At 48.2% G+C, this 12,343-nt stretch carries 11 protein-coding genes; 5 read left to right on the top strand and 6 right to left on the bottom strand.

The genetic code is table 11. The annotated features are described in order from the left end of the window. Positions 1-23 precede the first annotated feature (23 nt). Genes dnaN through gyrB form a run of 3 tightly spaced genes read left to right on the top strand, consistent with a single transcriptional unit; the run spans position 24 to position 4,691 of the window. A complete protein-coding gene (gene dnaN, locus ACXAC1_RS07150; protein WP_199463185.1) occupies positions 24-1,121 on the top strand; it encodes a DNA polymerase III subunit beta in 1,098 nt (365 codons plus the stop codon). A gap of 51 nt (positions 1,122-1,172) precedes the next feature. Next, positions 1,173-2,267, top strand: a complete 1,095-nt coding sequence (gene recF, locus ACXAC1_RS07145; protein ID WP_475060354.1) for a DNA replication/repair protein RecF — start codon at positions 1,173-1,175, stop codon at positions 2,265-2,267. Beyond that, positions 2,268-4,691: a DNA topoisomerase (ATP-hydrolyzing) subunit B gene (gyrB, locus tag ACXAC1_RS07140; RefSeq protein WP_475060352.1), complete on the top strand. Its 2,424-nt coding sequence runs from the start codon at positions 2,268-2,270 to the stop codon at positions 4,689-4,691. 82 nt (positions 4,692-4,773) lie between these two features. On the opposite strand, the gene ACXAC1_RS07135 is transcribed toward gyrB, so the two are convergent. The 4 genes from ACXAC1_RS07135 to ACXAC1_RS07120 all read right to left on the bottom strand — a co-directional run bounded on the left by ACXAC1_RS07135 (position 4,774) and on the right by ACXAC1_RS07120 (position 9,613). Next, complete coding sequence (locus ACXAC1_RS07135; protein WP_475060350.1) at positions 4,774-5,499, bottom strand: (2Fe-2S)-binding protein; 726 nt, start codon at positions 5,497-5,499, stop codon at positions 4,774-4,776. 22 nt (positions 5,500-5,521) lie between these two features. Beyond that, entirely contained in the window at positions 5,522-7,663 is a 2,142-nt protein-coding gene (locus ACXAC1_RS07130) for a TonB-dependent siderophore receptor (RefSeq protein ID WP_475060347.1), read from the bottom strand. 105 nt (positions 7,664-7,768) lie between these two features. Continuing rightward, positions 7,769-8,659 (bottom strand): AraC family transcriptional regulator, encoded by an 891-nt coding sequence (locus ACXAC1_RS07125; protein WP_475060345.1) that lies wholly within the window; start codon positions 8,657-8,659, stop codon positions 7,769-7,771. Between the two features lie 99 nt (positions 8,660-8,758). Next, positions 8,759-9,613: an SDR family oxidoreductase gene (locus ACXAC1_RS07120; protein ID WP_475060342.1), complete on the bottom strand. Its 855-nt coding sequence runs from the start codon at positions 9,611-9,613 to the stop codon at positions 8,759-8,761. An 86-nt stretch (positions 9,614-9,699) separates the two neighbouring features. Here ACXAC1_RS07120 and ACXAC1_RS07115 point away from each other — a divergent pair, with 86 nt between their 5' ends. Then, positions 9,700-10,098: a winged helix-turn-helix transcriptional regulator gene (locus tag ACXAC1_RS07115; RefSeq protein WP_475060340.1), complete on the top strand. Its 399-nt coding sequence runs from the start codon at positions 9,700-9,702 to the stop codon at positions 10,096-10,098. A gap of 57 nt (positions 10,099-10,155) precedes the next feature. Here ACXAC1_RS07115 and gmhB read toward each other — a convergent pair whose 3' ends face one another. Continuing rightward, on the bottom strand, positions 10,156-10,713 hold the full coding sequence (gene gmhB / locus ACXAC1_RS07110; RefSeq protein ID WP_475060337.1) for a D-glycero-beta-D-manno-heptose 1,7-bisphosphate 7-phosphatase: 558 nt from the start codon (positions 10,711-10,713) through the stop codon (positions 10,156-10,158). Positions 10,714-10,867: 154 nt separating this feature from the next. On the opposite strand from gmhB, the gene ACXAC1_RS07105 reads away from it, so the two are divergent. Beyond that, positions 10,868-11,770 (top strand): lysophospholipid acyltransferase family protein, encoded by a 903-nt coding sequence (locus ACXAC1_RS07105; protein ID WP_475060335.1) that lies wholly within the window; start codon positions 10,868-10,870, stop codon positions 11,768-11,770. Positions 11,771-11,860: 90 nt separating this feature from the next. Here the strand turns inward: ACXAC1_RS07105 and ybaK are convergent, their stop codons facing one another. Beyond that, positions 11,861-12,331 (bottom strand): Cys-tRNA(Pro) deacylase, encoded by a 471-nt coding sequence (gene ybaK, locus ACXAC1_RS07100; RefSeq protein ID WP_475060332.1) that lies wholly within the window; start codon positions 12,329-12,331, stop codon positions 11,861-11,863. Positions 12,332-12,343 lie beyond the last annotated feature (12 nt).

Raw genomic sequence — 12,343 nt, 5'->3', positions numbered from 1 at the left:
ACATTGAATTAACGAGGAAAAGAATGAAATTTTCAGTCGTCCGCGAAACGTTACTAAAGCCACTGCAACTGGTTGCCGGTGTCGTTGAGCGTAAACAAACGATGCCAGTGTTGGCCAATGTTTTGGTAGAAGTAAAAGACCAAACTCTCACTTTGACAGGTTCTGACCTAGAAGTGGAATTGGTGGGTCGTGCGCCACTTGATGAATGCCAAGAAGGTCGTATTACCGTGCCTGCCCGTAAGCTAATGGACATTTGCAAAAGCTTACCGGATAGCGCAGTGATCGAGTTCTCATTAGACGATCAAAAAGCCGTGATTCGCTCTGGTCGTTCACGCTTCACTTTATCGACATTGCCTGCTGAAGAGTTCCCGAACATTCAGGACATGCAAGGCGATTTAGTGGTGAACATTGCCCAAGGCAGTGTACGCAAACTGATCGACCGTACCGGTTTTGCCATGGCTAACCAAGACGTACGTTACTACCTAAACGGTATGCTGTTCGAAGTAGCGGATGGTCAATTGCGTGTGGTAGCAACCGATGGTCACCGTCTGGCGACGGCTATCGAAGACGCCCACGTCAAAGGCGATCTAACGCAAGTCATCGTACCGCGTAAAGGTGTACTGGAACTGAACCGTCTATTAAATGACTCTGAAGATGAAGTCGAGTTAACCATTGGTTCGAACCACATCCGTGCCAAAGTAGCAGACTACACCTTCACTTCTAAGTTAGTTGACGGCAAATTCCCTGATTATCACCGCGTTATCCCACGTAATAACGAAAAAGTTGTTGCAGCGGATCGTTTGGAACTGCGCCAAGTTTTCCTACGTGCATCGATTCTGTCAAACGAGAAATACCGCGGTGTGCGCCTAATCTTGTCGAACGGCATGTTGCAAGTATTTGCTAACAACCCAGAACAAGAAGAAGCAGAAGAATCGGTATTGGTTCAGTACCAAGGCGACAATCTAGAAGTGGGCTTCAACGTAGGCTACCTACTAGATGTATTGGGTGTAATCGACTCACAAGAAGTTCGTATTTCTTTGAACGATTCCAACAGCAGTGCCTTGATCGAAGAAGGCCAAGGCCACGCGTCTCAGTACGTTGTGATGCCTATGCGTCTGTAATAGTGTCTAAGAGGGTGTTTCGGCACCCTCTTGCCCTTATAAGCCTTATATATGCCACTGGCTCGCCTCGACATTTCCCGTCTGCGCAACCTCACCCATGTACGTTTTGAACCCTCACCTCAGGTCAACATCATCGTTGGCGAAAATGGCAGCGGCAAAACCTCGGTGTTGGAAGCCATTTATTTGCTCTCGTTTGGTCGCTCATTCCGCAGTCACAAACACAAAACCTACATCCAATATGAACAGCCGGAATGTGTGGTGTTCTCGCAAGTGGACCAAGGCACTCAGCAACTCCCGATAGGCATCAAACGTACCCGCGATGGCGCGGTAGAAGTGCGTATTCAAGGGCGCGCGGCCCAATCCGCTGTAGAGCTTGCCGAATGCTTACCGGTGCAGCTGATTAACCCTGATGCGTTTCGATTATTGGAAGGTTCGCCGAAGATTCGTCGCCAATTTGTTGACTGGGGCGTATTCCACTATGACGAACAATTTATTAGTGCGTGGCGAGGTTGGCAAAAAGCATTAAAACAGCGGAATAGCTTGCTCAGACGTGGTAAAATATCGCCCAATTTACTAGCGGCGTTTGATCAAGAGTTGATCCGCTTAGGCGAGCAGGTAAATCTGTCTCGAAAAGCCTATGTGGCAGCCTTAACGCCGCACTTTGAATCCGTGTTACAGCAGTTGGCGCCGGGTCTTGAGGTACAACTTGGTTTTTTCCAAGGTTGGGATGCTCAGAGAACGTTAAGCGAAGCCATTGAGCACAGTTATCAGCGTGACATTGATGTAGGTTACACCAATACCGGCCCGCAGCGAGCCGATTTGCGCGTTAAAACCCCAACTGGGGATGCTCTGGATACCTTGTCCCGCGGGCAGCAGAAGCTTGTCGTGTCGGCTCTGAAAATAGCTCAAGGGCAATTACTGATTGAACGTGGCCGACAATTGGTGTTCTTGGTGGACGACTTGCCCGCCGAACTGGACGCCAATCATCGCCGCAAGTTGTGTCAGCTGTTGGAATCATTGGACAGCCAAATTTTTATTACTAGCGTTGGGCCAGATAGTATGGACTTTACTTGGTCTGATCAGATCGATGTTCGTCACTTTTCCATGAAACAAGGCGAATTGTCCCGAAACGCACAGGAGAGTTAAATGAGTGAAAATAGTTACGATTCGTCCAGTATCAAGGTGCTCAAGGGGCTAGACGCTGTTCGTAAGCGCCCTGGTATGTACATTGGTGATACGGACGATGGTACCGGTCTACACCACATGGTATTTGAGGTGGTGGACAACTCCATTGATGAAGCATTGGCCGGTCACTGTGACACCATCAAAGTCATCATTCACCCTGACGAATCCATTTCCGTGTCGGACAATGGTCGTGGTATTCCGGTTGAAATGCACCCAGAAGAAGGCGTGTCGGCAGCCGAAGTTATCATGACGGTATTGCACGCTGGCGGTAAGTTCGACGATAACTCTTACAAGGTTTCTGGTGGTTTACATGGTGTAGGTGTTTCGGTAGTAAACGCCCTTTCTGAAACCGTGACTTTGACAATTCGTAAGAATGGCAAAGTGTATGAACAGAACTACGCTCATGGTGTGCCACAGGCGCCTTTGGCGGTTGTCGGTGAATCTGATGGTGCAGGTACAACGGTACACTTCAAACCGTCTGCGGAAACCTTCTCTAACATCCTGTTTGTCTATGATATCCTAGCGAAGCGTCTACGCGAGCTGTCATTCCTGAACTCTGGTGTGGCAATTCACTTAAAAGACGAGCGTACAGGTAAAGAAGAATTCTTTAACTACGAAGGTGGCTTGAAGTCATTCGTTGAGCACTTGAACACCAACAAGCAGCCAATTAACGATATCTTCCACTTTATCTGTCAGCGCGAAGATCTAGAAGATGGCATCGCGGTAGAAGTGGCGCTTCAGTGGAACGAAGGCTTCCAAGAAAATATCTACTGTTACACCAACAACATCCCACAACGGGATGGTGGTACCCACTTAGCAGGTTTCCGTGGTGCGTTAACCCGTACGCTTAACAACTTCATCGAGGCCGAAGGCTTAGCGAAAAAACAAAAAGTGGCGACTACGGGTGATGACTGCCGTGAAGGTCTAACCGCGATCGTATCGGTAAAAGTACCTGATCCAAAGTTCTCTTCTCAGACCAAAGACAAACTGGTTTCTTCAGAAGTAAAAACTGCGGTTGAGCAAGAGATGAGTAAGCGCTTCTCTGAATTCCTATTGGAAAAACCAAACGAAGCGAAAACCATCGTTAACAAGATGCTAGACGCGGCCCGTGCCCGTGAAGCAGCTCGTCGTGCCCGTGATATGACCCGCCGTAAAGGTGCTCTAGACATCGCCGGTCTGCCTGGTAAATTGGCGGACTGTCAGGAGAAAGACCCAGCGCTTTCTGAAATCTACCTAGTGGAGGGTGACTCTGCGGGTGGTTCTGCGAAGCAAGGTCGTGACCGCCGCACGCAAGCGATCTTACCGCTTAAAGGTAAGATCCTGAACGTTGAAAAAGCACGTTTCGACAAAATGCTGTCTTCTGCAGAAGTCGGCACCCTAATCACAGCACTTGGCTGTGGTATCGGTCGTGACGAATTCAATGCGGACAAATTGCGCTACCACAGCATCGTTATCATGACCGATGCCGACGTGGACGGTTCCCACATTCGAACGCTGTTGCTAACGTTCTTCTTCCGTCAAATGCCTGAAATCATCGAACGTGGTCACATCTTTATCGCTCAGCCCCCGTTATTTAAGATCAAGCGTGGTAAGCAAGAGCAGTACATTAAAGACGAACCAGCTCTTGAGCAGCATTTGATCGAAGTGGCGCTTGATGGCGCACAATTCTTTGTCAACGAAGATGTACCCGGTATCCAAGGTGAAGGGTTATCGAAGCTGATTCGTGATTACATCCGTATCGAAGAAGACATCGATCGCATGTCTCGTGTGTACCCGAAAGATGTTATGAATAAGCTTCTGTACTGTAAAGAGTTAACCGTTGAGCAGTTGGACGACGAGTCTGTGGTTCAGTCTTGGGTTGATTCCTTGGCACAACAAATGCCACTAGACGTCCGTACGGGTTTCCGTTTCGACTTTGGTGTTGAGAAAGACGCTGAGCGAAACCAGTTCCTACCAGTCGTAGATATTATGTCTCACGGTGTAAGCACCCGTTACCGCTTTGAAGCGGCGTTCTTCACGTCTGCGGATTACAAACGCATTGTCGCGATGGCGCAAACTATTGATGAATTGTTTGAAGAAGGTTCATTCATCCAGCGTGGTGAGCGTCGTGAGCCGGTGACAACCATCGAAGGCATGAAAGCTTGGTTGATGAAGGAAGCGTCTCGCGGCCTAACGATCCAGCGATACAAAGGTCTAGGTGAGATGAACCCTGAGCAACTTTGGGAAACCACAATGGACCCAGACGCACGTCGTATGTTGCGCGTGACCATCGATGACGCGGTGGCCGCGGATCAGATGTTCACCACATTGATGGGCGACGAAGTCGAACCTCGTCGTAACTTCATCCAAGACAACGCTCTTTCAGTTGCCAACTTGGACGTATAAGCCTCAAGCTTATTTAGCGTATCAAAACTCTCAAAAGCCAGTGTCTCGACACTGGCTTTTTTATTTCCTGAAGTAGTGTTGTCTAAAGAGCGATCGGATCTTTTTGCTTCGCGGCTAAGCGTGGGCAATTAGCGCACTCTTTCGCACCATGACAGCGGTAGATTAGGCAGCAGGTTTTACGCTGAAAGCTTGTCTCTTGAACGAGCAGCCGCTGCGCGGTTTTGGGCACGGTTAAGTTCATTAACTGACACCATTTTTGACCCTGATGGAAAAGCCATTGGGCTTTATTATGATCAGAAACCACGAGGATATTTTGGTTGATCAAGTGCTCTAAGGTGGTAAATAGCGTGTCAGCTAGAATGGCCATTAGGAGTGGCTGACGGACCGCCATTTGCTCGCATAAGGCTTCTACATAACCTTGGCAGAGTGTTGTTAAAGCTGGCGCTAGCTGATCAATTGCCTCATCTATGCTGTCGTGGTGAATGAGTCGACTGTTTTCTGGGAGTTGATAGCCAAGGGTGTAATGAGCACTTTGTTTTAACGTCAGCTGTTCAAAATTGTCAATGCTGGCCTGTAAGCGATAGGCGCTTAGGATCGCAAGGTAGACGGGTTGCCAGATGAGCATTCCCCAAACCCGTAAACGCCAAAAAGGCGCACCGGCTTCGGGTGCGCCTTTGGCAATGGCATCGACCAGCTGAGCAATGCCTTGATGGGGTTGCCCTGCTTGAATGCAGGCACTCTCTTTTATTGCTCCTAGGTGGCAGAAACCCGGAATAATAGAGTTTGTTAAGTTAGTGAGTGCTTGCATTCTATTTCAAAGGTATCTCTTCTTAAAATTGGTAACGAGCGCTAAGCTCAAGGCTTCGTTCTGCACCGAACCAGCAGTTATCGCTGTCGTAGCAGCTGTAATAGGTTTCATCGGTCAGGTTGTTCACGCTGAAACGCACACTGGCGCCATCAAGGGTTGGCGCTAGGCTGGCTAAGTCATAGCCTACCGAAGCATCGAATAGCGTCACAGAAGGCACTTCTCCTGAGTTTTGTGCGTCGATCTGCATCTGGCCAACATAGCGTGCTCCCAAGCCAACATCGAAGCCTGCTAGAGCGCCGTCAATAGGTTGATAGTTTAGCCACACGCTTGCCTGACGATCAGGAACCCAAATTGGCGTTTTGCCTTGTAGGCCGCTATTGTCTTTAGTGACTTCTGAATCTTGAACGGTCAAGGCAAGGCGCATATCCCATTCGTCGTTCAGATAATGTGTGACGTCCGCTTCTATACCGCGAGAGCGTACTTCACCCACTTGAATCAAGTCATAAGCGGTGCCGTCTGGGTCTCTTGTCTCGACCTTGGTTTTTACGATTTGATAGCCAGCAAGGGTTGCGACGGTATCGCGGCCGCTGAACTTCATACCCACCTCGACTTGCTCCCCTTCAGAAGGCTCGAAAGTATTACCCTGGCGATCAGAACCTGACACAGGCTCATAGCTTTGCGCATAATTCACATAAGGTGCTATGCCGTTGTCAAACTGATACAACACGCCTGCACGACCACTGGTAAAGCGCTGGCTTAACTGCGTATCTTGGTTGGCTTCGTATTTGATGCCTTGTTCGCTTGATTCAAAACGGTCATGGCGCAGGCCGCCTAGGAGGACCCAATTGCCCCACTCGATTTGATCCTGTAGGTAAACGCCTACTTGCTCTTTTTCAATGGTGAAATCGCTAGAGTAACCTGATGCGGCAAAATCTAACGATCCACGATTGACCTGATAATGGTCAGGGTTATACAGATCAATGCTACCGATCGCGGCATCTTCGTAGCGAATATCAGACTTAAGCTTGCTGTAATCTAAGCCCAGTAACAGGTGATGAGTTGCGTCACCCTGTTGCAGTTCCGCTGCAAACTGGTTGTCTAAGGTGATGCCTTTGCTGTGTTCATCGGTTAAATACGCGCGACGAGAGAGTGTGCGCTCATCGGCAGCAAGCCCAGTTGAGTAGGTATTTTCCTGGTAAGCCGTGGCGTCCATAATTCGGGTATTTTGCAGGAAGTGCCATTGATCATTGATCTTATGGTCGACCTTAAAGCCAAGCAACGCGACCTCTTTATCGTAAGTGTTCCAATTTGCATCACCAGAATAAGCATCACTGCTCAGAGGGCCGTTAATGTTACTCAGAACCGTTCCTTTGGCTGGTAAAGAGGTATAGATACCCATTTTAGGGTCTTGTTGATAATAGAAATTAACGTTTACAAGGGTATCGTCACTGGCTTGCCAATCCAATGATGGGGCAATCATTATGCGCTCTTCTTCTGCGGTCACCGCTTGGGCGTCTTGTTGGCGTATAGCTCCGACCACTCGATAATTCAGTTGCTCATTAATGGCGCCAGTACTGTCAAACTCAGCTTCACGCTTGTTATCGGAACCTACAGTGAGTTCGACACTGTGCTCTGGGTCGTCATGTGGCGCTTTACTGATGATATTCACCATGCCACCCGGGGGCATGTAGCCGTACAGTGCTGATGTTGGACCTTTGAACACTTCGACTTGCTCAATGGCTGCGCCGTCGATCTGTGGCTGTAAGTTCCAATCGTTGTATAGCAATTGCAGACCATCGTAGTAGTTCTGGTAGTTGATGAAACCACGAATATTAAACAGATCCAAACGGGTGACGGCACCGCCACGTAGCTCCGTATTTATGCCCGATGTGTAACGAACCGCTTCAGAAAGAGAGTCAGCGCCCTGCTGATCCAAGGCTTCACCGCTAATGACACTGATGCTTTGCGGCGTTACTTGGTTATCTAGCTGGTTTTTAGTGGCCGTATTTCGATAGGTTTCGCTACTCACGGTGAGCGTATCCAATGTCGTAGATGACAGGTCATTAGGCTCGTCCGCTAAGGCGAATGATGCGCTGGTCACAGCGAGAGCAATTGCACTGGGCTTAAGGATGCCCTGTCCTTTTGTAAAGTGATGAGCGCTCATGAAACAAAGTTCTCCAGAAACAGTATTTTGAGAATGAGTCTCATTTTATGGTTTTAATTATTCTTTACTTAACCATTTGGTGCAAGTCTAAAGTGAAGGATATTTCTACAGCTCTCTAGCTTGGATGGGCAACCAATACTCCATATGGCTTTTGTCATCGTCTATTTGATAATCGTGTGGATACACCTCGAGCTCAAAGCCAGAAATACCACGATAACGTGAACTAGGTAGCCAATGACGGAGAAACCATAGAAAAGCCAGTTCGATATGACGAGCACTACCGTGAATGGGAATAACCGCATACACCTGTTCTGGAACCTTTAAAACGTCTAACTTGGCGCAAGTCGTCAAACTTGAGAGGCTTTGCCCGGCCCAGTAACACAGGCTTTCCTCCTGCTCAGGAGAAGATCTCGTATCAATCACACCAATACGTGGCGCGCTATTTGGCTCTATGTCTTCATTAAGAACAGTTTCATACTGATGCCACAATTCAGGTACAGTTTCTGTGAAATCTGGAGCACTGGAAAACGGCCCTAATATGCGCCCTTTTAGACCCGTGAGGGAGAAAGCAGGTCGAGTTTCAATGCGAATTTGCTGAAATAAAGGGCGATGTTCCGAGGTATCAGGCGTGATGATTTGTAGCGGTTTTTTGATACCGACACGTTTGCCCTGTTTGCGGTATTGTCCTGGTGTGCAATGGAAATGCTGTTTGAACGCTCGATGGAAGCTAATTTCCGAGTCAAAGCCGCACATTAGCGCTATATCGATATGTTTGGCTTGGCTGTCTAGTAGCGCTTCGGCCCCCATGCTTAGACGTAGCTCTCTGATGTATTGAGCAACCGACAGTCCTGTCGCATCGCTAAAGACGCGCTGAAACTGCCAGCGTGACCAGCAACTGATCTCAGCGAGAGATGCAACGGTATGCTGTTCTGACAAATGGTCATGCAGGTATTGCAGAACCGCATCAATACGGGAAAAGCGCTGAGGCTTGGACATAATCTCTGAAAAGCTTACAAATGAAAATCATTATTATGCTTTTCAATGAAGATGCCAAGCCTGTTTGATGCCTGATAGGCAGTCAGGGGAACGATGTAATTAAGAGAGCGCTAGTTTGATGCTGTCCTGAATCGGCGTAGTCGGACGACCAATCAATTTAGACAACGTTTGGCTGTCATCAAATAAGCCACCTTTAGAGGCACCAACATCGGAGTCAGCTAGTACGGCAGCAAAACCTTCTGGCAATCCTACTTCCACTAATACTTTAGCGTACTCGGCTTCAGGAAGGTCTTGGTAAATCACCTCTTTGCTGCTGATCTTTGCAATGTAGGCCGCATATTGCGCTAGGGTGAACGCTTCATCTCCAGCCAGCTCGTATACCTTCCCTGCTTGATCTTCTGAAGTGATCACGGTCGCTGCCGCATCGGCGTAGTCTGCACGAGCGGCGGTTGAGTATTTACCTTCGCCTGCGCTGCCCAGTACCGCGCCGTGTTCAACTGCCATGCCTGCACTCATGGTGTAGTTCTCTGAATACCAGCCGTTGCGTAGCACTACATGTGGCACGCTGGAGGCCTTCAACGCCGCTTCGGTGGCTACGTGCTCTTCTGCTAGAGCAAGTGGTGATGTGTCTGCGTGTAGGATGCTGGTGTAAGCCAGTAGTTCTACGCCTGTTGCTTGAGCTGCGTCGATCACGTTTTGATGCTGAGCGGCACGTTGGCCGACTTCGCTAGAAGATACTAAAACGACGCGCTTAATACCGTTCATGGCTGCTTTCAGAGAGGCTGGGTCTGTGTAGTCGGCTTTGCGCACCACAACGCCTCGCTCTTGCAGCGCAGTCGCTTTCTCTGGACTACGAACGGCTGCGACGATTTGGTCTGCTGCGACCCCTTTTGCTAAAAGGCTGTTAATGACTAAATTACCTAGCTGGCCTGATGCACCGGTGACTAAAATCATACTGATCTCCTATAAGGATGGTGAGTGAATAAGAGATAGGCTAGACTATTAGCTAACTTTTAGTAAGTACGTACAAAAAGGTAAGTATGAAAAAACATGAATTAAATGCTCCTGAGGGCACTGAGTTCTCATTTGATCGAGGGGATGTATTCTCTGATAAGTGTCCCTCGCGGGAGATTTTGCGCCACGTCACGGGACGATGGGGCATGTTGGTGTTCTTTGCATTGCAGGACGGTGAAGCCAAGCGTTTTAGTGAGTTGCGTCGCACTATCAAAGGCGTTAGTGAAAAAATGCTTGCGCAAACATTACAGCAGTTAGAAGGTGACGGGTTTGTGAAGCGTATTGTGTATCCGGTTGTGCCACCTCATGTGGAATATCAATTAACGCCACTGGGGATCGAGTTTGGTCAACGGGTAATGAGTTTAATCGGTTGGCTGGAAAATAACTTGCTCGAGATTCTTGAGCAACAGCAAGCTTCTGCGTAAGCACTATGACTTTGCTATATAAGTCAGCAGCAAAATCATAGTGAGTTGAGCTTTGCCTTATTGATATTTATGCAGCGTTGCGATCGCAAAGGCAGCTAGATCAGTGTAGATATCAAAGTAGAAATCGATTTCTTTGTATTGGGTATCACGGCCTTTCCCTGTTAATACCAACACAGGTGCACAGCCTCGGGCATAACCGGCTTGAAGATCACGCAATGAATCCCCCACCATGATGGCAGGCGTTTTTGTAAAGTCTACGCCGAGCTGTGCTTCGATGGCTTCAATCATACCGCTCTTAGGCTTTCGGCAGTGGCACGCGTCATCGGGCCCGTGTGGGCAATATTCGATGCCTTCCACATGGCCGCCCTCTGCTTCTAAAAGCCCGAGCATCTTTTCATGCATGCTATGCAAGGTGGCTTCATTGTAGTAGCCCCGTGCGATGCCTGATTGGTTCGTTGCGATGAAGATCTGAAAACCAGCTTTGCTTAATGCCGCCATGGCTTTAATACTACCTGGTAGCGGAATCCATTCATCAACGGATTTAACGTACGCATCGGAATCTTGGTTGATGACGCCATCACGATCGAGAATGATGACGGGCTTGTTATTCGCCATAAATGTGCCTACCTCAGATTAATGAATTGCATTAAGTGGTAGTATAATGGTTTCAGATTGGCTTGGGTGAGTGTTTTCACGTGAAACACTTTTTAAGTGCAGTTCGCTTACTCCTTCGGCTAAAGATATAGATTGATCAAATTAAGTGGGTGTTATGTCCGAGCAAGTTACCTCCTCTCCAATGACAAAGCTGATAAAAGCCATGGGGAAGTTACCGTTTCCATTTGTACGTCGTATTGGGCGTATGGTGGGGTTTTTAGGGCTTCGCTTTGATCGTCGAACGCGCCGAGCGATTGATCGTAACCTTGAATTATGTTTGCCACATTTAGACAAGGAGCAACGTATTCGATTGCGTAACAGCCGCCTACAACATATGGGTCAGACCTTCGCTGAGATGGGGCATTTATGGACCCGTGATGTGTCATACATCCTTGATCGTTGCTATGAAGGCGATGGCGCAGCCGAGCTAAAACAAGCGGTGGAAGGTAAAGGTGGTGTGATTGTTTTAGCGCCTCATATTGGTAACTGGGAAGCGGTGAATGTCTTTGTCAGTGCCATTCGTCCTATGACGGCGATGTATCGCCCTAACAAAGATGAAAGCCTAGATGCCTTTATTCTCGAAGCTCGTAATCGCGCGGGTGGCGAATTGGTTCCCACTAACCGACGTGGGGTGATGCAGATTGTTAAAGCGCTTAATGCCGATGGTGTGGTGGGTATGTTACCAGACCAAGTTCCGCAAAAAGGAAGCGGTGACTTCGCTCCATTTTATGGCCATCAAGCTTACACTATGACGTTAGCGGGTCAGCTAGCTCAAAAGACTGGCGCCAAAGCATTTGTTGTTGGTTGTATTCAAACGGCTAAAGGATTTGAGGTAAATGCCTTTGAAGTGGACAGCCGCTTTTACGATGAGGACACAGTGACCTCTTTAACGGGGCTGAATGCTTCGATTGAAAAGCTGGTGGAACGTGCTCCGAGTCAATATCAATGGGAATACAAGCGCTTCAAATTACAGCCTCATGGTGCGTTAAATCCTTATAAAGAACATCAACACGTTTAACGAATATGTAACCAGTAAATGAAAAGAAGGGGCTAATCATTAGCTCCTTCTTTTTTTATCTCATCTTGTTGCTGACAATGCCATGTCGTATCAAGACTCAGCGATATCTGAGAAAACGGTTTGTCGACAAACACTGGCCAGGTCTTTGGGGGCCAAACCAATATCGAAGCCACGCTTACCACCACTCACGTAGATTTTATCAAACGCTTCAGAACTACTGTCGATGATGGTGACTAACGCTTTCTTTTGCCCTACTGGACTGATCCCCCCGACGATGTATCCCGTTAAGCGTTCTGCGTCTTTTGGCTCAGTCATGCGCAGCTTTTTGACTTTCAGCGCGGCCGCCGTACGCTTTAAATTCAACTTACCGGTCACCGGCACAATGGCTACGAAAACGTCTTTGTCATCCGTAACCAGTAACGTCTTAAAGACCTGTTCTGGAGCCAAGCCAAGTTTGTCTGCGGCTTCCTGACCGAAGTTTTGGCAGCTAGGATCATGCTCGTATTCGTGTTGAGTAAAAGTGATCTTACGCTTCTTTAGTATTTGCGTTGCGGGTGTCATCGGTTATTCCTT

Source organism: Marinomonas sp. AWM4_232 (genome assembly GCF_056158325.1).
Note: the sequence above shows the minus strand (reverse complement) of the source record. Positions and strands in the feature narration are given on the sequence as shown.

Excerpts from the sequence above, each read along its gene's own strand:
- dnaN (WP_199463185.1), top strand. The coding sequence starts at position 24 with ATGAAATTTTCAGTCGTCCGCGAAACGTTACTAAAGCCACTGCAACTG.
- recF (WP_475060354.1), top strand. The coding sequence starts at position 1,173 with ATGCCACTGGCTCGCCTCGACATTTCCCGTCTGCGCAACCTCACCCAT.
- gyrB (WP_475060352.1), top strand. The coding sequence starts at position 2,268 with ATGAGTGAAAATAGTTACGATTCGTCCAGTATCAAGGTGCTCAAGGGG.
- ACXAC1_RS07135 (WP_475060350.1), bottom strand. The coding sequence starts at position 5,499 with ATGCAAGCACTCACTAACTTAACAAACTCTATTATTCCGGGTTTCTGC.
- ACXAC1_RS07130 (WP_475060347.1), bottom strand. The coding sequence starts at position 7,663 with ATGAGCGCTCATCACTTTACAAAAGGACAGGGCATCCTTAAGCCCAGT.
- ACXAC1_RS07125 (WP_475060345.1), bottom strand. The coding sequence starts at position 8,659 with ATGTCCAAGCCTCAGCGCTTTTCCCGTATTGATGCGGTTCTGCAATAC.
- ACXAC1_RS07120 (WP_475060342.1), bottom strand. The coding sequence starts at position 9,613 with ATGATTTTAGTCACCGGTGCATCAGGCCAGCTAGGTAATTTAGTCATT.
- ACXAC1_RS07115 (WP_475060340.1), top strand. The coding sequence starts at position 9,700 with ATGAAAAAACATGAATTAAATGCTCCTGAGGGCACTGAGTTCTCATTT.
- gmhB (WP_475060337.1), bottom strand. The coding sequence starts at position 10,713 with ATGGCGAATAACAAGCCCGTCATCATTCTCGATCGTGATGGCGTCATC.
- ACXAC1_RS07105 (WP_475060335.1), top strand. The coding sequence starts at position 10,868 with ATGTCCGAGCAAGTTACCTCCTCTCCAATGACAAAGCTGATAAAAGCC.
- ybaK (WP_475060332.1), bottom strand. The coding sequence starts at position 12,331 with ATGACACCCGCAACGCAAATACTAAAGAAGCGTAAGATCACTTTTACT.